Origin of the sequence: Rhodohalobacter barkolensis, from assembly GCF_002834295.1 — a bacterium.
GTDB lineage: Bacteria > Bacteroidota > Rhodothermia > Balneolales > Balneolaceae > Rhodohalobacter > Rhodohalobacter barkolensis.
Window position 1 is genome coordinate 389,120 of the sequence record NZ_PISP01000002.1, and the last position, 20,424, is coordinate 409,543.

The 20,424-nt window shown below is 40.0% G+C and carries 20 protein-coding genes; 8 read left to right on the top strand and 12 right to left on the bottom strand.

The window, feature by feature from the left end; translation table 11 throughout:
- Window position 1 precedes the first annotated feature (1 nt).
- Together CWD77_RS09380 and CWD77_RS09385 are read right to left on the bottom strand one after the other, a co-directional pair.
- Window positions 2–718: a transglutaminase-like domain-containing protein gene (locus tag CWD77_RS09380; RefSeq protein ID WP_101073302.1), complete on the bottom strand. Its 717-nt coding sequence runs from the start codon at window positions 716–718 to the stop codon at window positions 2–4.
- A gap of 7 nt (window positions 719–725) precedes the next feature.
- Window positions 726–2,066: a hypothetical protein gene (locus CWD77_RS09385; protein WP_101073303.1), complete on the bottom strand. Its 1,341-nt coding sequence runs from the start codon at window positions 2,064–2,066 to the stop codon at window positions 726–728.
- 919 nt (window positions 2,067–2,985) lie between these two features.
- Here CWD77_RS09385 and CWD77_RS09395 point away from each other — a divergent pair.
- The 5 genes from CWD77_RS09395 (at window position 2,986) to CWD77_RS09415 (ending at window position 7,915) form a co-directional block, all read left to right on the top strand.
- A complete protein-coding gene (locus CWD77_RS09395) occupies window positions 2,986–3,990 on the top strand; it encodes a tetratricopeptide repeat protein (RefSeq protein WP_101073305.1) in 1,005 nt (334 codons plus the stop codon).
- A 237-nt stretch (window positions 3,991–4,227) separates the two neighbouring features.
- The gene (locus CWD77_RS09400) at window positions 4,228–5,334 is read left to right on the top strand and encodes a hypothetical protein (protein ID WP_101073306.1); all 1,107 of its coding nucleotides are present in this window, start codon (window positions 4,228–4,230) and stop codon (window positions 5,332–5,334) included.
- 154 nt (window positions 5,335–5,488) lie between these two features.
- Window positions 5,489–5,932: a hypothetical protein gene (locus CWD77_RS09405; RefSeq protein ID WP_101073307.1), complete on the top strand. Its 444-nt coding sequence runs from the start codon at window positions 5,489–5,491 to the stop codon at window positions 5,930–5,932.
- A 154-nt stretch (window positions 5,933–6,086) separates the two neighbouring features.
- Window positions 6,087–6,809 carry a DUF4145 domain-containing protein gene (locus tag CWD77_RS09410; RefSeq protein WP_101073308.1) on the top strand — a complete coding sequence of 241 codons (723 nt, stop codon included), beginning with the start codon at window positions 6,087–6,089 and terminating at the stop codon, window positions 6,807–6,809.
- Window positions 6,810–7,030: 221 nt separating this feature from the next.
- A complete protein-coding gene (locus CWD77_RS09415) occupies window positions 7,031–7,915 on the top strand; it encodes a hypothetical protein (RefSeq protein ID WP_101073309.1) in 885 nt (294 codons plus the stop codon).
- A 266-nt stretch (window positions 7,916–8,181) separates the two neighbouring features.
- Here CWD77_RS09415 and CWD77_RS09420 read toward each other — a convergent pair whose 3' ends face one another.
- From CWD77_RS09420 to CWD77_RS09445, 6 genes are all read right to left on the bottom strand, one after another.
- The gene (locus CWD77_RS09420; protein ID WP_101073310.1) at window positions 8,182–8,433 is read right to left on the bottom strand and encodes a hypothetical protein; all 252 of its coding nucleotides are present in this window, start codon (window positions 8,431–8,433) and stop codon (window positions 8,182–8,184) included.
- A gap of 401 nt (window positions 8,434–8,834) precedes the next feature.
- Window positions 8,835–11,618 carry a hypothetical protein gene (locus CWD77_RS09425; RefSeq protein ID WP_101073311.1) on the bottom strand — a complete coding sequence of 928 codons (2,784 nt, stop codon included), beginning with the start codon at window positions 11,616–11,618 and terminating at the stop codon, window positions 8,835–8,837.
- A gap of 43 nt (window positions 11,619–11,661) precedes the next feature.
- Window positions 11,662–11,964, bottom strand: a complete 303-nt coding sequence (locus CWD77_RS09430) for a hypothetical protein (RefSeq protein WP_133120209.1) — start codon at window positions 11,962–11,964, stop codon at window positions 11,662–11,664.
- A 28-nt stretch (window positions 11,965–11,992) separates the two neighbouring features.
- Complete coding sequence (locus tag CWD77_RS09435; RefSeq protein ID WP_101073313.1) at window positions 11,993–12,298, bottom strand: hypothetical protein; 306 nt, start codon at window positions 12,296–12,298, stop codon at window positions 11,993–11,995.
- A complete protein-coding gene (locus CWD77_RS09440; RefSeq protein ID WP_101073314.1) occupies window positions 12,286–12,540 on the bottom strand; it encodes a helix-turn-helix domain-containing protein in 255 nt (84 codons plus the stop codon). Before CWD77_RS09440 ends, CWD77_RS09435 begins: the two co-directional genes overlap by 13 nt.
- A gap of 4 nt (window positions 12,541–12,544) precedes the next feature.
- Window positions 12,545–12,802 carry a hypothetical protein gene (locus CWD77_RS09445; RefSeq protein WP_101073315.1) on the bottom strand — a complete coding sequence of 86 codons (258 nt, stop codon included), beginning with the start codon at window positions 12,800–12,802 and terminating at the stop codon, window positions 12,545–12,547.
- 133 nt (window positions 12,803–12,935) lie between these two features.
- Here CWD77_RS09445 and CWD77_RS09450 point away from each other — a divergent pair, with 133 nt between their 5' ends.
- The gene (locus tag CWD77_RS09450) at window positions 12,936–13,289 is read left to right on the top strand and encodes a helix-turn-helix domain-containing protein (RefSeq protein WP_101073316.1); all 354 of its coding nucleotides are present in this window, start codon (window positions 12,936–12,938) and stop codon (window positions 13,287–13,289) included.
- Between the two features lie 837 nt (window positions 13,290–14,126).
- Here CWD77_RS09450 and CWD77_RS15555 read toward each other — a convergent pair.
- A complete protein-coding gene (locus CWD77_RS15555; RefSeq protein ID WP_165779122.1) occupies window positions 14,127–14,276 on the bottom strand; it encodes a hypothetical protein in 150 nt (49 codons plus the stop codon).
- A 103-nt stretch (window positions 14,277–14,379) separates the two neighbouring features.
- On the opposite strand from CWD77_RS15555, the gene CWD77_RS09455 reads away from it, so the two are divergent.
- Together CWD77_RS09455 and CWD77_RS09460 are read left to right on the top strand one after the other, a co-directional pair.
- Window positions 14,380–14,643 carry a DUF6364 family protein gene (locus CWD77_RS09455; protein WP_101073317.1) on the top strand — a complete coding sequence of 88 codons (264 nt, stop codon included), beginning with the start codon at window positions 14,380–14,382 and terminating at the stop codon, window positions 14,641–14,643.
- The gene (locus tag CWD77_RS09460) at window positions 14,627–15,034 is read left to right on the top strand and encodes a type II toxin-antitoxin system VapC family toxin (protein WP_101073318.1); all 408 of its coding nucleotides are present in this window, start codon (window positions 14,627–14,629) and stop codon (window positions 15,032–15,034) included. The genes CWD77_RS09455 and CWD77_RS09460 overlap by 17 nt, the downstream gene beginning before the upstream one ends.
- Window positions 15,035–15,196: 162 nt before the next feature.
- Here CWD77_RS09460 and CWD77_RS09465 read toward each other — a convergent pair whose 3' ends face one another.
- The 3 genes from CWD77_RS09465 to CWD77_RS09475 form a co-directional block, all read right to left on the bottom strand.
- Entirely contained in the window at window positions 15,197–16,465 is a 1,269-nt protein-coding gene (locus tag CWD77_RS09465) for a DEAD/DEAH box helicase (protein ID WP_101073319.1), read from the bottom strand.
- Window positions 16,466–16,714: 249 nt separating this feature from the next.
- A complete protein-coding gene (locus tag CWD77_RS09470; RefSeq protein ID WP_101073320.1) occupies window positions 16,715–17,251 on the bottom strand; it encodes an REP-associated tyrosine transposase in 537 nt (178 codons plus the stop codon).
- Window positions 17,252–17,460: 209 nt separating this feature from the next.
- Window positions 17,461–20,316 carry a serine/threonine protein kinase gene (locus CWD77_RS09475; protein ID WP_101073321.1) on the bottom strand — a complete coding sequence of 952 codons (2,856 nt, stop codon included), beginning with the start codon at window positions 20,314–20,316 and terminating at the stop codon, window positions 17,461–17,463.
- Window positions 20,317–20,424 lie beyond the last annotated feature (108 nt).

Genomic DNA, 20,424 nt, shown 5'->3' on the forward strand with positions numbered 1-20,424 from the left:
ATCAATTGGTTTTGTTGGTTAATGTATACTGGCGATAGGCCAAATATGTGATCCCAACAACCACGCTAAGCCCGATAATGGGCTTGATGTTTTGAACTCCAGGCAATCCATCAGATAGATCAACTTTTTGCGATCCAAAAATTTGATGATCCGCAAGCTCATCCCCGGCTTTGGTATGCAAAGTTGGATCAAATCCTTTCCAGGAGTTCTTATCGTGATACTGCAAATAGACGTGTGAGTACGCCTCTTTTTTCTTCGGATTGGCTTTTACCACACGAAACCGCACCGGAACGCCGATTGATGAAAGCAGGGCACCGGCCAGCACACTTTGATCATCACAGTCGCCGAATCCAAGCTCCAGAGTTTTTGAAGCTGTTTGCAGCCATTCGATACCGTCCGGATCATTCACATAGGCGATATTCTTTTTCATCCAAGAGTAAACCGCATCGGCAATTTTGCCATAGTTGCGGCGATTCGGCAGGCCCGTTCGCGGATCGGCCGGAATATTTTGGGTGATCTCAATCGCTTTGGACCGAACGGCCGGATCTCCTTTACCTTCATCCACCAGGCGTTTTATTTCGGAAAGCACTCCGTCCAGTCCGGGATAGGCGACACGGGTAAAAAAGGCAGAACCATCCCTGTGATGGGAGGCTCTGCCGTTGTTGCCTGGGATCGGGCTGTTGGGGACTCTTTCGGTATGGATCGTCGGTAGATTCAAAGGAGAATTAAGCTGCTTTTAAACGGTTTTTAAACTCTTTCAGAAGCTCAATGAAGTAGGCTTTGTGCTGTTCATTAAGCTGAACACCGTACTTGCCGATTACAAACTCCGCGGCTGCTTTTGCCGGTATATACTTCAACTGATCGGCAGCACCGTTAAACTGTTCAAGTACCGGAGCGATCACATCGGCAGCTTTTTGGGCCGGAATATCATGGTTGGTTGCTACTTCCATCAGAGTTTTTGATACCTGAATCCAGAATCCGGGTTCTGCGTTAATGTTGTGGGTTTCAAACGTGCGTAACCCTTCGTTCAAAATCCTTCGGATCGTTTCCGGACCGGGCTGGCCTTGCACCAGGGCAGATGTTACCGTTTGCACAAGCTGGCTAAAAAATTGATTGACGATATACTGCATGTTGTTTTCGGGATTGTTCTGTTCAGGCGCCGGATTGCTTTTGTTTTCCGGTTGTGTAGATTCTTTGGGACTGTTTTCAGAAGGTTTAGGCTGATTGAGTCCGGCCAACGGTTGAGGTTGCGGCTGGGCCGGTTGAAATTTTTGGATCAGCGGCGAAATAAGGTTAAACAGTTCCGGATTTTTCAGAGCATCATTCAGGATCTCTTTCAGGTCAAATCCGGTGTCCACATCGGCATACTTCAACTCTTGCTGGAGCTCAAAATTTTCAAACTTCAACTCCTGGATCTCCTCTTTGAGCTGTTCAATCTTTTCCTGAAAGGCAGATGTTTCATTGCGAACCAGGGAATTCGATTGCCGTTCAGATTCGGTCAATTCAATGGTTAACCGGCGAACCTTATTCACCATATCATCAAGTTCACCGTCTTTGGATTTTAGCCGCTTTTCGAGCGTATCAATGATCTGTTCAAAATCCCGGCGTGTCTCTTCCCGGATATCACGGCGGATGGATTCAATAAACTGTTGATCCAAGGATTGAGGATTGTGCTGCTCTTGTACCGAATGTATCTCAGGGCCGGAATCGTGAATGTGGAAATGAAGCTGATCTTCGGTTCCATTCTCTTTTTTTAACCGCACTTGATACTTACCGGGGCCGTACACCTGTTCAATCTGTTCAATGGTTTGAGGGTTTTGCCGTGTGATTACCTCTTTACGGCGATAGTGTCCGTGCTCCTGTTTGAGCAGCGTACCAAAGAAAGGGTAGTTCTCCAGGATTTTATCCGATGTTACAGCGATTTCCTCTATCTCTTCCGGTTCCAGGTAGGCATCCAGGGTTGGACGGCCACGACCGGGTATATGCCGAACGTTCATTTCAGGTGAAGAACCGTTCAGGGTAGGAGACTCAATATTGTCGAATAAGTGAGTAGCTGTTTCGGCCATTGAATTGAAAGTGAAAAAGGTTCACTCATAAATTGGCAAGGAAAAGAGGTTCAAACAACAGATAAGTGCGGTTTTGACTGTTTCGAAAGGATTAAAACTACTTTGGAATAAATAGGAAATTTGCGGAATAAAATGGAACAAATAGACTAAATCGGAACAGTACGGAACTATATGACTAATGCGGAACGGTTTGAATCATTTGACTAAAAAAAGAAAGGGGTATCTATTAATCGGTGGTAGATTTGGATTCTATTTTATGAATTTCTGTTGCTTAATGAGTGGTTTGCAAATAAGTGTTTGAGCAACTAGTAATGGGATTGATCCCCTTTCGTATAAGAAACGAAGTCATCGAGCCTTTATAAATATGACTTATGTTTTATGTACTAATTTGGACATAAACCAATTCAACAATGTTGTATAAGTTCCCTACTGAAATGCTTTGATTGCATAAAACAATAAAATCAGATATTCTACGAGAGCCGTGTTACTTGAGCCTGTTTGTTTAATTAAGTATCAGTTGGCTTAAAACCTTTCATTTACTACATGCATATATCTGAGCTTAACAAAATAAAAAGCGAAGCGGACCCACTACTTGGAAGTTGTACTAAAGTTGTAATAACTAAGCTGAATGGGAAAAAGGAAATTATTCCGTGCACTTATCCAGATTATAAAGTTGTTGTTGACGTCAAGGCTTACAAATTGGAGAACCTACTTCGAGAAAAGATTTGGTTTTTTCTTAAAGCAGAATTAACAATCAAATCTACTTTTGAAATTATTGATACGCATTCTCTCAAGTTAGTTTTAGATACTAATATGAAATGAGTAGCGATTAGTAATGTTTTTTTGAGAAAAAAAAGAAGCTATAAAACAGGATTGATTAATCTTTTATTAACTATAAAAAATGAGCTTATTTAAACCAATGAATACAGATAAAATATATGAATCATCAAGAGAAGAAATTGCTTTAGAAATTAAAGGAACGGTACAGCTTGAGGCAGGAAATAATGAAAAGGCTATTTCAATTTTCAACTCTGCTACTTCAGTATATCCCAAAAACCCTTATTTCTACTATCTTAGTGGGTACACTAAGCAAAATTTAAAGATGTATATAGATGCTATAAAAGATTTCGAATATTATTTGGAAATACATCAAAACCATTATAATGCACTTTTTCGTATCGGTCTATGCCTTCAACATTTGAATAACTTTCAAAGAGCTTTAGAATACTATAACAAATCAGTTGAATACTTTAAAGAATTCAAAACTACAATTGAGAATCTTTCTGAAGATTTACACAAAAATGAAAATATAAATGGTAATTATTTTAACATTCCGAAGGAAAAAATTTATGGGAATAGGGCAAATGTTAAAATGAGTTTAAATGATTGGGGTGGCGCTTTAGATGATTGTGAAAACGCAATAACTATAAATGCAGATTATCCCCAACCTTATTTTTTGCGAGGAGTCTATTTTTATAACAGTGAAGAACATGAAAAAGCAAAAAAAGACTTGAAAAAAGCTGCCAGTCTTGGATTCGAACAGGCAAATACTACATTAAAGCAACTTTATGGTAACGAAACTTCTAACGATACTTTTTTTACAGAAGTAAAACAGTTTGCTGACAGTCCAGAAGCAAAACAAAGAACAGGGGGGATTTTGATGCGAACAGGTTTTAAACCAGAGATAAATTCTGTTCTTTCTGAATTTGACAGTTTAAATATTTCAATAATGCAACAAGTTGCAGAAAGTTATTTGAAGAATATGTGGCAACAATATAAAAAGGTGGCGGGTGAAATAAATGATTTCTATAAAGCTGTCATTGCTTATGAAGTAAGTAAAGCCATAGAAGAATTGTATCCCCAAATAGACCAAGACAATTTTTGGAAAACAATATTTAATAATGCCCATAAGAGCTTTAAATAAACTAATGAACCTGCCTGCTAACAAGCACTGTAACTAAGACGCGGATAGGTCATTGGGTGTCATTGGTGTTAATCTGCGCACTATACGGATGTGATATATCATCGGGTGCAGATATCGATATTGTCGTTTCAATAATACATTTTAAACAAGTTCAGCGCTTTTTTGCATACTCGTATGAATAATGTCTAAAGCGGTCAATAAATTAATTCACAAATTTTTCTAAGTTTATATAAAAACATGGGACTATCTGATCACTTAAAAAAAGTGCAAAATGGGCTCCGACAAGGATCATTTACCTCAGAGGCATCAGTTTCTCAAGGGATTCTTTTACCAGCTTTAAATGAACTTGGCTGGCCAGTCTTTGATACGTCAATAGTAGTTCCTGAATTTTCGGTAGAAAATCGTAGGGTTGATTATGCATTGTGTCATCCAAAAAATAAGCCGGCTGTATTTCTTGAAGTAAAGAATGTTGGGTTATCAGATGGTGCTGACCGCCAATTATTTGAATATGCATTTCATCTTGGAGTTCCGATGGCAATTTTAACTGATGGTCAAGAATGGAGTTTTTACTTACCTGGTGAACAAGGGCGTTATGATGAAAGAAGAGTTTATAAAATAGATTTGCTTGAAAGAAGTCTTGATGAAATTGAAAAGCGACTTGTTCGATACTTAAAATACCAGAATGTTACATCGGGAGAAGCATTAAAGTCAGCCCGATCTGATTACCAAAATGTCTCAAAGTTTAGAGTTATAGCAAATAATCTACCTAAAGCATGGGAATCTATACTTCAAGAACAAGATTCAATACTATTAGAGTTATTAGCTGAAAAAGTAGAAGATTTATGTGGTTATAAGCCCGATTTGGATGTTTGCAGTAGGTTTCTTGATGAACAAATAAATTCTCATGGAACACCAAGAGTTGAAAAGAAAACTGTTCGTAACATATCAGAACGATCTACAAAAAGTAGTAAACCATCATCCAAAAAATCTCGAACTCGAAAAGTTGAAGACTACAGTTTAACATTTAAGGATCAAGATTTTTCAGCAGGTTCTGCTCGTGAAGTAATGACCACCCTATTTGAATTATTAGCAAAAGAAGATGATACTTTTCTTGAAAGATTTGCTTCGAGAAAACATGGAAGGAAAAGAAGGTATTTGGCAAAAGATAAATATGAACTTTATCCGGGACGTCCTGATTTAGCTGAAGATAATTCAGTTGAAGTAGTCTCAGGTTGGTGGCTTGGTACTAATTACAGTCGTAAAAATATTCAAGATATTATTGACTTGGCTCTTGAAGTTTCTGAACCACAGCTGAGAAGCAGAATTAAAGCAAGAGTTCATTAATCTTTTATCCGTAATAAAAACAATTATTTGACCGCTAACAAGCGTTTTCTGTGGATGTCTAAACGATTGTTGCTAATAGCTTTATTGATTGCCACGCCGCACAAACGCCAAACCGTTATAGGGCGAAACAAAAATTAAATATGTGAACAGTATCATGGATATAAGTTTGACGCACGTAAATTTCAAAGTTCAATGGCGGACTATTTTCATCATTGTAGGACTATTTATAGCACTCACTGCCTGTGAATCGTCAGTCAATAGCAATGAAGATACCGAAGAAGAGATTAGTGAAGAATCACAAATTCCCTATTTGAAGGTTGTGAATCAAAATACTGATAGTTATCCAATTACCGGTGTCCGCCTCGTTAATTATGAGTTTAATAATCTTGAAATCGATGTTGGTGACTCACAAAAATTCACTCTTGATGATGGCATGCCAGGTGGATATAGCGACATAAACATAATAGTTAACTATAGACGAGCAGGTCGTTCATTTTCTTTGAATATAGAAAAAAATTTTAATGATGGAGATACCACAACTGTAAGAATGAAAGGTTGCATTTCCGCTGAAGGGTGTGCTGGTGTATATTTGGAATGAACTTTTGAATCAGTTCTAAACTATTCATAAATCGCCCTATAATAAGGCGTTTTAAGCGGACTCGTTTAGGGTTCGGGACCTAAATTTAGCAACTCGGCTCTCCGCTTTAACGCTGGGTCGCTATGTACCTAACAGATACTAACAAATTTGGATAATGTATCAGATATCAAAAAGTACAACTCGGAGTTGGCGAAAGAATAATAAATTTGGGAAGTATCCCGTCTCAATCAATACTATTTGCCCAGAATGTGGTGAAAGAGGTACTTTCAGCATTGCACCTATTGCGAACTTGACTGATCAGAAGGAATCGCACCTTCAAGGTGTTTCCATGCGTGGTAAATGCCCAACATGCGACTTTAAGGCTCGATTTATTCAAGTGGGTGAAGAAGATAAGCCAAATTATAAATTATTCATCCACCCGACTCCTAAACTTGTTCGCCAACCAATACATGGCGTAATTGAAAATTCCGAAATTTTTTCAGGAAGAGTGAAAAAAGCATACTTGGAAGCTATTGATGCCTATAATGCTAAGCAGTGGATTCCTGCTGCAATAATGTGTGGACGTGCGCTCGAAGGTATTACACTTTCTTTACTCCCGGAAGACAAACGAAAAGGAAAATTTGCAAAACAATTAAGTGAACTTCCAAACCATATTGATATCAATAAAACTCTATCAGATTTAACTAATGGGATACGAAAAGGGCGCAATATTGCAGCACATTTTGATGAGTCATTAGATATTGATGAAACTGTATCTGCAATGTTACTTGATCTACTGGATTCAATTATAGAATACCTATTTGTACTTCCTGAAAACATTGAGTCATTAGACAAGAAGCTTCAATCTGAAGATATCAAGTCAACGGATGAAAAATAAAAGATGGTAAACTTGATTCACTATCGGTAAATGACGGGCGCTTCAAATCGGACGCAGACGGAGTTCGATGGAAACTTGATTGCTAGGAATTAATTTCACTACTTCAAAGAAATCATAATCCCTGCACCGTTTAAACGCTGGGCCGTTATAGGGCTGTCTCAATATCAATAGTGGATTATCCTACTTTCAGCAATTAAACCTCGCTAGCTATATCATTGATTATGTTAACATATAAGGAACTTATTGAATTAAGGAAGAAGTTGGCTAATGGAGGGATTTCATTGGAACATGCTGAAGAATTATTCTGGAAGGACTTTAAAGAAGATAAACGATCGTGGCGTACAAAAGATTGGAAAGAAAGAAGAGCTAAAGTAATCAAAGACAAATGCGAAATATGCAGCAGCAAAGAAACATTGACGATACAACATCTTTCTCATCCAATAAAATACAACGAACATAAAAAAGTTGTAACCAAAGAATATACTAGATCTTTTATTGAGTCTAATCCCACTGTTGATAAAGATGAATTTAGCTTACACATTAAAAAGAACTATGACTATATACCAGTCCCTTTATGTCCAAACTGTGAGAGCAGATATCCTAACGAAAGATCGAGAAAAACTCCTCGATATCTTTGCACAGTATGCCTAGACGAATTTGATGAAACAATATATAAACCGGTAGATAACCTTCTTGCAACTTTTTTTGAAAATGAAGAAGCAACTGAAGTTCGCGACAAGTGTTTTATATCAAAAGATCAATGGAGAAATAAGCATCATCTACCGACTACAAAGTATTGGTTCCAGAGAGAAAAGGCTAAAACCAGATATAACGAAGAAATTAGGAAAGAAACATTATTGCTTAGCTTAGATGACAACATAAAATATCTTTCTCTTGAAGATACAATTACTGCATGTAAAAGGTGTGCTTACAGCTATGATATGCACAGCATGGAATTATGTCCCCAATGTAAAGAATACTACAAAGGTATACAGTACCCAAGTTGTATTCAATGCTTGCCTGAAGAGAAACGAAAAGCAGCATTTGAAAAAATTGATTTCAATAAAGAAATGGATGAAATGCATAAGAGACTTGGAATAGACTAAATAGATATATAAAAGAAAATCGTTAGAATCCTGCTGCTATCAAATGATAAAACCAGTGCCTGGTCTAAAGATTTATCCATTAAAAGAACTACTTTATGTAAAGCTAACAAAAACAACTAGCGTAGGCATAGGATCATACCATTAGAACGTTAAATTTATCTCTAATCTTTCCATAAACTACACTTTAAAAGCGTTTCAAGCGGACTCGAATGGGATTCTGAATCCTAAATTTTAATGCCCAGAATCGCCGATTAAACGCCAGAACGTTACTCCAAAACCTTACTCTTCATCTGTGCAATAATCCAATCCACATCTGATTTTTTGACTACCAAATGGCCGGGCCGCTGGGTTCTGAAATTCCGGGCAATGGGCTTGGGTTTTAGCAGCGGACGTACACAGTCGTAAAACATGCTCTTCTTCATTCCGGTCAGCTCCTCTACATATACCTGGGCTTCTTTCATCGTAAACACTTCCAGTTGCACGAGTTCATCAATGGTGAGTCTGTTTCTACTTTTCATGGTCTGTGGATGGTTTTTTGTAGGTAATGATATTTAAGAAAAATTCTCAGTTGAACTAATTTTTTAAAATGACACTTTTTTGTCACGCTAAAAATGCGTGTGTTTTTTATCCTCGGTCAGTAAAATCTAACCCTTCTAACCTTTTTAGTAAGTAATTGATTTTACTATTCAAATTAGGGTTAGATTTTGGGTTAGAAACTCAAAAAAAATCTAACCCTAAAAAAGGCAATCTAACCTTGATCTAACCTTGTTCTAACCCTTTTCTAACCATGTATCTAACCTTAAATAAGGCATTGATATATAGTTATTTACGGCTATAAAAAAGGGTCAGGGTTAGAAAATTTTGGGCTTTTTAGAAATTCGTTTGCACATTCAAAAATCATGGGTAAAAAAATTTAGGTTCAGAATGGAGCGATTTCATCCTTTATGATTGGGTTTACAGAAGTTTCTGTTTTTTCATTAGCATCGATAAATTGTTGCAAGGATGCAGTGTGATCCTGTCCGGGAGGGAAAAGGTTTATCAATTCATTGTCCGACTTACCGATTTGCCGGTATGTAAGAATGTAGCTGTGAACGGCCTTTTTAACGTCAACCGGAGCAGCATTATCGCGGGGGTAGTATCGTCCGTACCATTTCCGAGTTCCAACTTCAAAACCACCGCACTGCTTGAAATAATCTTTTAGAATCTCTTTAAACTGGTTGCTGTTGATCGCATTTTCACGCTTGTACTCTGCATACGCTTCGTACAGTTGGTTGATGTTTACATACATTTCTTCTCGACTATTGTTGTAGTTGTACTGCCAGCTCTCTTTAATCCGTCCGGATGATGCCAGGTAGATCAGTTGATTAATGAGCGCGTTTTCTTTTTCATTGGCTTTTGCAGCAGCAAAACGTTCCAGTAATTCCTCGTATATAAACGCCCGTAAATTCTCATCGGTACCAAAAATCAGCTCATAACAGCCCAACAATCGTGTATAGTTATCTGTTAAACGGTGCTCGGCTATGTAGCTTTTGGGCTCTTTTGCTACAGTCTTATCAAGGGCGGTTTTATAAGCTTGGTACAATTGTCGCACATTACTTCGGACTGTCTTTCGAAGCTCATCCGTTTGATTCAATAGAATGTGAGTCGTGATCCGGCTTAAATTGTCCAGGTTATCTTCAAACCATTCAAACAGATCTGAGTTATTGGATCGATACTCCTTTTTGTACTCGAAATAGACAACACGGCTTTCGGTCGCATCAGCCTGATCAACATCCAGGTTGATGCGAAAGTTGGATGTAAGAGAGAGAGTACTCCGGATCGGTGTGAATTTGTTTCTCCCGGCCCGGTCAACATCTGAGACAGTGCGGCTTGTTTTGTGGTAGTAACCGTTGATGTTTTGGTAGTCAATTTTTGAAAATTCTGGATTGTACTCATCATAGCAGACCGGCAGTTGGCTAAAGTGGCCCATTTGGTTTTCAATGGCTGCAATAGTTACGGAATTCCCCTTCATCTCTTTGGTTTTATGCAACCCAAAAAAGGCTCTCAAAAAGGTATTGAAGTAGGTAGTTTTACCGGTTCCTTTAGGACCATAGACATAAAGCATGATCGTATGCCCGTTCATGTCATTGGCATAGTAGAGATCCTTTTCATAGAGGTGGTAGACTACATAAGCTAGAATCAACTTCGCATAATTTTTGGCTCGACCGGTATTATCTCCACCTCCGATCAGATCAATCAATTTAGCCTTTACTTCTCCCATGAACTGTTCAGCTTCCATAGTGTTGGTGTTTATGATTGGTGCAAGCTGCTCCTTCTCTTTCATAGATTGATAGAGAGGCAGAGTAAAACCAACTCGGTTATTGACGATGAACTCATCGGATTCATTTGGCTCAATAATTTTGGCCGGTTGATCTTTATAGGGAGGGCAGATCAGCGCGTTACCAAACAGCCAGTAAGGACGGTTGTCATTGTCAGTAGGCTGGATGAATCCAACGTGATCCGGACGGCGGACAATTGGTTTGTCAAATCCAGAAAGCAACCATTTAAAAATGGAAAGAGGCTTCACTTTATCGTTACGTGCCTGGATAATCTCCCCCATGGTATAAGGCCGGATCGCTTTATAAAAACTGCGTACATCATCCAGGCTTTCCGGAAGAACTTCAATGGTGTCTGTTTTGATCAACTTTCCACGATTCAACTCCCGAATATTGATATAGAAGATCCGTCCTTCCCGATCATCCTTTACAATTGAGTTTATATCAATGGCGAAATCAGCAACCAATCTTTGATCTTCACCGGTTGAATAGATGCTGTGGTTCTCCTCAAAAAAATGATTGTTGAGTTGCCTTACAGAAGGGCCTTCATCATTGTTATTCTCGACACCAACAATGGCCACTGCTTCATTCCTTGTGCTAACTACATCCGTATTGAATGCAAGCTCCAGGAGTTCATCTTTGGTCCCACCTTCCATGAGCCAGTCTGATACATCCTCTTTCTCTTTAAGTCCCGGTAGTTGAAGTATCCGTATGGACTTGGCAATTCCACCAATTTTCTCTGTAATCAATACCGCATGTTCACGGCCCGGATCATCATTGTCTGGAAGAATGATTACATCTGCATTTTTAAAAAATTCGTTATAGGAGTCTTGCCACTTACCGGCTCCCATGGGGGTAGTCGTAGCAACAAGTCCGCGTTTTTCGAGTGCATCCGCATCTTTTTCCCCTTCAACCAGGAAAACAGGCCGGTTTTCTTCAATAGCTCTGATTACATCCGGAAGATTGTAGATGACTCTTCTGACACCTTTCAGGCTCCACGTATATTCACCGTTTGGCTGCTTAACTCTTTGGCGAAAACTTTTTGGATGGAATCTAACGGCTTCAAATAGTAGCTCTCCGTTTTCATCGGTATATGGATAGGTGGCGACAATTCTTTTTTTCTGCGGTTTCGTCTGTCTATTTCGGTATTCCGGATAGAGAATTTCAAAGTTGAAGCCCAGGGATTTTAAAATCTCACTGCCTTCACAACCGGCATGGCAAGTAACCGAAATTTTTCCATCCGGTTGCTTTTTCCAGGTAACAGAAGGTGTTCTATCGTCATGAAAAGGGCAGGGGCATTGCGTCTGAATGTAGTCTCCACGGTGTTCAACTTTTAAACCTCTAGACTCAATTTCATCGAGTATTTGTTGGAGTCTTGTAGAAATCATGATTTATGGTCGTCCCAGGCTGAATGTTTAGTGCGATTATTGGTTAGGAGGGCCTAAAGATGTTATCGTATGGCCTGATAAACTTCTCTTCCATTTCAGCGACTTTTTCAGCGTACTCATTAAAACTGGAAAAGGCTTCCTTCTGATCGGTGCAGATCATTTGCTGGAAATTGAGCTTATAGTTGTTGATCTGCCTTAGAGATGGGTAGATGCTTCCTTCACAAGCAGCCAACAACTTGCCAATCATTTTATACTCTCGATGAGTGAAGGATTCTTTGGTAAGTATTTTATTTCGCAGCTCATGCCATGCCATCATCTTGCGAATGGCAATGTTTGAATCGGTCATATTCATGGTAAAAATCGATTGTGTTACTTTAGGTTGTTTCAGTTCGGTTATCCGTGACTCTTGTAGGTTTTAACTTTTCCGATAATACGGAGTGTTTTCGGCTCTGCTCGGCAAACGTCATCACTTCCTTAACAGTTAGCTGAGTCGATTCAGGAATTGAGAAGTCAACGGGTAGAAGCCGCGCGATGTCCCAGGCAATTAACTCCGCTAAGTCTTGATTGATGTGGATTGACCCGGAGTACTTTCTCATACTTTGAACAATATGGGTAAGCAGAGTGAGATAGTTACTGCCGGTATTGTCTGCTTGTCGTTGATATCGATTTACTTTGTCCATTTGTCTAACTCCATGATGTGAATGAGGTGTCTGCCTTGTTCGTTTTTCTTAACAAACTTGATTTTATTTCGTCCAATGTAGTTGCAGATGGTTTTCCGCTTAAGTCCGGTCAATTCAGCAAACTCTTGAGTAGTGAGCCATTCGTGTTTGGGGAGTGTTTCATTAGCAAGCTTTCCAAGTTCCTTGACCTGAGATTCTAAGTTTTCTATGACTTCAATAAGCTGTGTGAATTGTGTGTTCATGAGCCTATATCGCTTTAAGTATGTGTTTACGTTTCTGGTAATATTCTGGGAAATGTATTCGGGCTTTAGCAATTAACTTGTCGATCTCTTTATCGATCCACTCGTTATGTTCTTGATATTTGCTAACCTGAATAACGGCTGCATGGCTGACGCCAATTTTTCCTGAATTGGGATTCACCAACTGGCTTGAAAAATCCTTAATGGTGAGCCTGAAAAGGGAAAGTGCCGTTTTAAATTCTTCGTGCCGAGTTTTATTTAACATTTTTTTTTAGTAATTACAGATTACTTACAGTTTGTAAGTGAGCTAATTGGATGATAATTAGTAATTACTAATTAAATCAACATAAATTTTGGTGAATACTAATATATCTGGCAGGATAATTGAACTAAGTTCAATGTTCTCAACTGATAAAGAATTTTTAGAGAAATGCGGTGTCCGCAACTATTCGTTGATCACAGAACTGAAGAAGGGAAGAATTAAAAGTCCAAGCGCGGATATTGTTGCTCAGATTGTGAAGGGGACAGGTTGTTCGGGAACGTGGTTATTAACCGGAGAAGGGGAACCGTTTAAAACCGGGGAGAACCCAAAGAAGGGTTCATCCCAGTCGATAAACATTGACTATGCATTCAAACTTTTAGAACGGATAGAATCGAAAGCAAGCGAGATAAAAGAAAGTGAGCTGCCTGAGGATGTTGAGGTTCAGTTAACTCGATTATTGTTAAAAGTTCTTGAACGTCGTGAACAATAGCCTCCATATCTGTATAGTTTTCTTCAATTAACATACCCCTGAATGTTTATTTGAATGATTGATCTCGTGGAATATAAGTAAATCATATTAATTGTTTTTACTTACAAAATGTAAGGGAACAAAAAGGAAAAGATTTTAGGACTAATTTGAACCGGTACATGTGTAACCATTCAATACATATCATATTCGCGGAAAACCGCCTGATTTGTGATCAGGGGTTTTCTAGGAAAAGTTTATGGGGGCCAGTGTGGGGGCCACCAATCAACCAAATACCCCCAAAATCAACGTTAATAGGGTACAAACCTGCATATATAGTAACGACTACGAATCAGGCGGTTAGAGGTTCGAATCCTCTCGGGTGTACAATAACGTAAAGCCCTGAAGGTCAATTATTTATAGACTTTCAGGGCTTTATTTTTTAGCCGTTTTTTTATGCACTTTTTTATTGGTTACAAGGTAGTTACAAGGGAAATTGATTTACCCTTGTTAAATTTTTCTCCAAGAGAGAATAAAACATGTGCGAGATGTTAAACACTTAGTAGCTCTTGGTTGCCTTCTTTAAATGTTTAGAGTACTTGTATAAATCATTGAGAGACTCAATATCTACTCGCTGACCGTTTTTGTTTTCATCAAATAGGGTGACGTACTTACTTGTTTCACTATTGAAATGAAGTCTGCAAATAGGTTGTCGATTATTATCATCAAACAGCATTCCCATGTAGCTTTTTGTACCTCTGTGGTGAACCCTTGATGGATCAACTACTTCTGATTCGATAGCTTTGACGATGTGGTAACCTTAGATGCTACCACAATGATAGTGTGGATCTCTTCAGAGGCTCAGTACTTCTCCTCTAACTCTGCAATTTGTTTCTGATGTGAAAGATACTCTTCATTGGCTTTGTTTCCGTTATTATCGTAGTTATTTCCGTTTCTGTATTCGAATTGCCCAAAAGGAGTAAGGGGTCGACTGAGTGATTTGGCTTCCAAATCCTTAACCCGTTATTTGACCTTGGAAAAAGGCAAAGTTTTGCACATGATACGTATAATATTTACGTTTAATACGTAAACATAACCGATCAGATGAATTGCCATGAAAGAAAAGTTGACTCTTTCTATAGATAAGGAGACTAAAAAGAGAGCTAAACGCCACGCTAAAGCCATGGGCAAAAGTATATCTGAAATCGTCGAAGAGTATTTTAATGAAATTTCCTCTAGTGAAGAATGGAGTCCGCCGGAAGGATCTGTAGTAGAGAAGTTAGCCGGCAGTTTACCCATTGATGACAATCGTTCTTACAAAGAGATCTTAGCAGAAGAATTGCAAAAAAAATACACTGTTGATGAAGATTCTGATTGACAGCGATGTCTGTATCGATTTTCTGACAGGCAGAGCACCACATTTTATGTATTCTCAGAAATTATTCTGGAAGGCTGAAAATAATCAATTGGATGCAGTTGTGAGCCCGGAGTCATTTTCAAACATATTTTATGTGCTTCGCAAATTCTATACTTCAGAACACATAATTACAAAACTAAATGGAATGCGCTCACTAGTTGAGGTGGCTAACTTAAATGGTTCTGTAATTGACCAGGCATTGAATGCAGGATGGAGTGATTTTGAAGATGCCATCCAACATTTTTACGCAATTGATTCATCATGCGAGGCGATTATAACGAGAAATCTGAGAGACTATAAAAAAGCTAAGCTTCAGGTGTTTACTCCTTTCGAATTGATAGAGCAACTTTGAAACTACCTGTATCATCTAACTGCACTTTATGTAAGTATTTTTTCAATAATCATTCAGCTTATTAAAGACAACAAAAAAAGGAATTCACAAAGAGCATTGTATGCTTTCATGAATTCCTTGAGATAAGATCTTAATTTTGATAGCAGATGTAGAAATCAGTGCTTAATGATGACGCCTGACTCTCTTTCTGCTGTTGCTGCTTTTCTTTCGTTTGCTGTTTCCATTGGCATTGCTTTTGCCACGATTTTTATGGGATTGGCGTGACTGCTGTTTTGCCGGCTGTGGAGGATTGTTATCCTGCAGCGGGAAATCGTGCTCGTCAATGACAGGAATCTTTTTGCCAATCAGCTTTTCAATGTCTCGCAGATACTCTTTCTCTACGGCATCACAAAAAGAGAGTGCAGTTCCGTCTGATCCTGCGCGACCGGTACGGCCGATACGGTGAACATAGGTTTCAGGAATGTTTGGTATCTCATAGTTAATCACGTAATGAAGTTCATCCACGTCAATACCGCGTGCGGCAATATCGGTGGCGACCAGAACCCGGGTCCGCTGATCCTTGAAATTTCCCAATGCTTTCTGCCGTGCAGACTGCGACTTATTGCCGTGAATAGCTTCAGCCTGGATATTCCTGCCATTCAGAAGCTTTACAACTTTATTAGCTCCATGCTTGGTACGTGTAAACACCAGGGCTGATTTGATCTCATCATCCTGAAGCACATCAATCAACAGATTTTTCTTGTTGCCTTTATCCACAAAATAGAGTCCCTGCTGAATAGCATCCACGGTGGGAGATTCGGGAGTGACCTCAATTTTTGTTGGGTTGTGAAGGATTGAGTTCGACAGTTTGATAATTTCATTTGGCATGGTTGCCGAAAAGAAAAGGTTCTGTCGTTTTTTGGGAAGAACGGCCAGCATTTTTTTGATATCGTGAATAAACCCCATGTCGAGCATGCGGTCGGCCTCATCCAGTACAAAAATTTCAATATTGGACAGAGAGATAAATCCCTGGTTCATCAGGTCCAGCAGTCGTCCGGGTGTGGCGGTTAAAATATCAACGCCCTGTTTAAGTTTCTTTACCTGGCTTTTTTGATTTACACCGCCAAAAATAACGGCAGTATTCAGGCCGGTATATCGGCCATAGTTTTGAAAACTTTCATCAATCTGGATGGCCAGTTCACGTGTTGGCGTAACAATCAGGCTTCTGATTTTTCTGTTACGATCCCTGCTTTGGTTCTTGCTTAGGATTTCCAGGATTGGAACAGCAAAAGCGGCTGTTTTGCCGGTTCCCGTTTGTGCGCATGCTAATAGGTCGGTTCCTTTGAGTGCGACGGGAATGGCTTGTGATTGAATGGGAGTGGGGTTCGTGTATCCTTCTTCTTTTAAAGATCTGAGGACTGGATCTGTTAGATTCAGTGAATTAAATGTCATATAGGGTATAAAATGAAAAAAGCCCGCTTTCAAATTAAAAGCCGGGCTTAAAAAATGTGAACTGCAAGGTACGGAATTAATAGGGGATTTCCTTGTTTTGGCCGATGAACGCGGAGGAGGCGGGGCAGCGGAGCTGCCGGGTGGTCGTTACACAGCGGAGCTGTGAACGAGGGAGTGTGGTGAGCTGTGAACGAGAGAGTGATCCTCGTCGGGAGCTCTGCTCCCCGACGAAAGCGGACAGCTCTGCTGTCAAAGTTCAAATAGAGTAACCGGTATTAATGACTCCAATCCCAGATAGTTACGCATTGATGAATACCTCCAATCTTCAGGATTATCTACAAATCCCCGTTTTACGGGGTTATTATGGATATACTCAATTTTCTGAATCATCATTTCATCACTGAATATTTGCTTGGGACAAAAACCCTTCTGCCATAACTGATGTACTGAATCGGTATGAGAAGGATTTTTGGATTTTCTAAGTTTGTAGAGTTGAAAGGTATGTCTGTTTACTGAAAAGAGATCAACAATGGCTCTTGCCGTCCAGGATTTAAAAGCCTGTATTTGCTGTGGGAGTTTATCATTCTGAACAATCATATGTATATGATTCTCCATAATTACATATGCATAAACGGTTGTGCTTCTTTTGTTTTGAATAAATTCGAGAGCATCCAGAATAACCTGTGCTGCCAGGGGATTTGAGAAAATTGGATACCCTTCCACTAAACTGCTCGTGATGAAATATGGATAGTTTGTATTGTATACACGGTATCTTGATGGCGGCATGGTTTAAAATAATTCAAAAACTTGAAGGTATATGAGTATGAAACAGGAATTGGTGGTTCCTTACATAATTTTTTGAACTGGGCTCTGTGTGTGGCAGCAGAGCTGCCGGAAGGGTCGTTACATAGCGGAGCTATGAACGAGGATAAACACTCGTCGGGAGCTCTGTTCCCCGACGAAAGCGGACAGCACTGCTGTTATGTTGATACCGGTTACATGTTGCAATTCTCCGTAGAACCAGACGGAGTTGTAAAGCCTGAGCCAATACCGGTGACCCTTTCCCAATAAGATTTAGAACTGTTTAGGTGATCTCTTGCTGATGCATTATCACCGGATCTGCAGTTAATCTCCCCAAGTAATTGGTTAGCTTGCGCTATGTATGGACTCTCTTCATGTCCAATATCACGTAGCAGCCTTATTGCTTCTTGACTGTTCACTTTTGCCTGATCTAATTCTTCCCTTTGTAGTGAGATGGTTGATTTTATCAAAAGGCTTTGAGCCGGGCGAACATCACTTTTTGATGTGGAGATCTCCGCCGATTCATACTCTGAAACATACTGTTCGGCAGCTTCAGAATTACCGTTTTGAATGGCCTGTTCGGCAGCAACCAGAGCAGCTGTAGCCGTATGAGCAGATTTCTTCTCCTTAAAGGAGTCATAAAGCCGGAATACTTCTTCCCTCAACGACTGCGAATCTGAATTCTGAAGTATATTGAGCCTCAGATTTTCCAATTGAAATCCGTCAACGTAGTGAGTGGTCATCTGATTCGGCAGAGTGTGGAAAAATTGGTCGTAAATTTTTTGTGCATATTCCGGTTGCTGCAGATCTATAGCCATTCTAAAAGCTCTGTAGAGCCAATAGGAGTTCATCGGATTTCCCATCTGATTTACAGCCTGAATCTCCAGAACTTGTTCTGCAACCAGAAGTGCATCAACTGTACGTCCGGAAAATTCATAGGCTGTGGAGAGATCATAAAGAGCTCTAGCATATCGATAACTTTGGTCGCCATGCTGGTTTTTTGCAAGCTCCGCATTTTGCTCAAGCAGAGGGATTGCTTCATTTGCCTGTGCATTGTAGGAAAGTGCATTGCCATACGTTCCAACAACGGCAAGCTTCATCTGATTTGATAAAGACGACTCATACTCACGGGCAAGATCATAGGCTCTTTCAGCAGCCTCAAGTCCCGCTTCGTAGTTGCCACCCCATTCCTCTAAGTTTTTTAGGGCTGTTAGGTAGTCAATACACTGCAGTGTATACTGTTCCGGGCGGTTACAGGTCAGCTCTGCCGATTGCCTGACTGTTTCAATGGCCTTTGGGGTGTTACCCTTTAGACTGAAAGCATTAGCTAGCATATAGAGAAGTTCACTCTCCATAAGCGTGATGTCTCTGCCTTCCAAATTTTGGATCGACTCGAGTGCCCTATTTGAAACAGATTCGGCTTCGTCCGGTCGTCCGGCTCGCAGCATGGACCCGGAGTACTTTGCTTTAATATCCGCTTCCACCAATGGGTCGAGATCTACTCCCTGGTTGATCAATTCCATTGCTTTGGTCAAGTACTCTTCTGCAAGGGCATCTTCCCGCATTCCCTGGTAACTGGCTCCAATCACCCCAAAAAGTTCAGCGGCAAGATCCGGTTTGTCGTTAAGCTCATTCTCGGCAGCAAAAGCTCCCTGATCGATCAAATCTCGTGCAGTTAAAGGTTGTTCAGGGTTTGCCCAGGGGTTCCCGGCAGTAATCATACTGATTAAAAAATCTTTTACAGCAACCACACGCTCCGAGGCTGCAAGTGCCCTTTCGGCTTCTATTCGGGTTTGATTCGCCTGCCATAAGGTTGCGGTAAAACTGAAAATTAACAGGATGGAAGCCGCCGTGCCTAGCACTACCAGATTACGGTTTCTCTGAACAAACTTTTTGAAACGATATGATTTGGATGGCTTCTTTGCAGAGACCGGTCGGTTCGACAGGTAGTTCTGGATGTCGCGACTGAACTCCTCAATGGAGCTGTAGCGAAGCTCCGGTTCATAGTGCAAACCCTTCAGAACGATGTCATCAATTTCATCCCTGAGTTGCTGAATGGGTACTTCCGGTTTCTCACTTTTTCGAACAACCGAACGAGGGCTTTTGATGGCCGTATTTTCAAGCTCGGTTCTGATTTCGTGAGGTTCAATTCCTGAAGCAGCGTATGGATGGTCACCGGTCAATAGTTGAAAGAGTACGATCGAAAGAGTGTAGATATCAGAAGCAGTTCCAATTCGTTTTCCGGCAATCTGTTCAGGGCTTGCATAGGTGATGGTGAAAATGGGTTCATGCTTTTTTGTGATATCGGGTGATTTCTCACCCATAAAATCATCAGACAAGATTTTGGCAATTCCAAAATCGAGAAGCTTTACTATCCCATTCTTTGTGACGAGAATATTGGCAGGTTTGAGATCCCTGTGGATCACCAATTTTTGGTGAGCGAACGTTAATGCATTACATATTTGTAAAAAAAGCTCCATTCGCTCATTTGTGGAGAGGTTATGGTCTTTACAGTATTGTGTAATTGGGCTGCCTTCAACATACTCCATTACATAGTAAGGGCGTCCGTTTTCGGTGACGCCGGCATCCAGGATGTGGGTAATGTTTGGGTGATTGAGCTGTGCAAGAATCTGCTGCTCAATTCGGAACCGACTCAACATATCTTCGCTGTCGAGACCCCGGCGAAGTATTTTTATAGCGACCCTGTTCTTGTATGAATCATCATGCCGTTCAGCGAGATAGACGGTTCCCATACCACCCCGCCCGATGATATCGATAAGCTTGTACTTATCTACAACTGATCCGACAGCCGATTCATCCAGGAAATCATTTTTTTCATTTTTAATATCTGTAAGGAATTGTTCCTTTAAAAGGTCAGGTTCATCCATCCACCCTTCAGAATGTTGAATGGATTCCAGCATACTCCTTACCTCGTTTAGAAGCTCAGCGGATGTTTCACATTCCTTTTTGATGAATGCTTCTCGTTCTTCTATTGGCAGACTGATTGCCCGATCAACAATGGATTCAACTTTTTCCCAATCTAAACTCATGCAAAAATGGATTTTTTGTACGCCAGAAATTTTGGCATAAAGTTGTGAAACCAACTTGCGATTTCACAAATGCGCTGTTTGATGATGCCGTAAATTTAAGTGAATAAT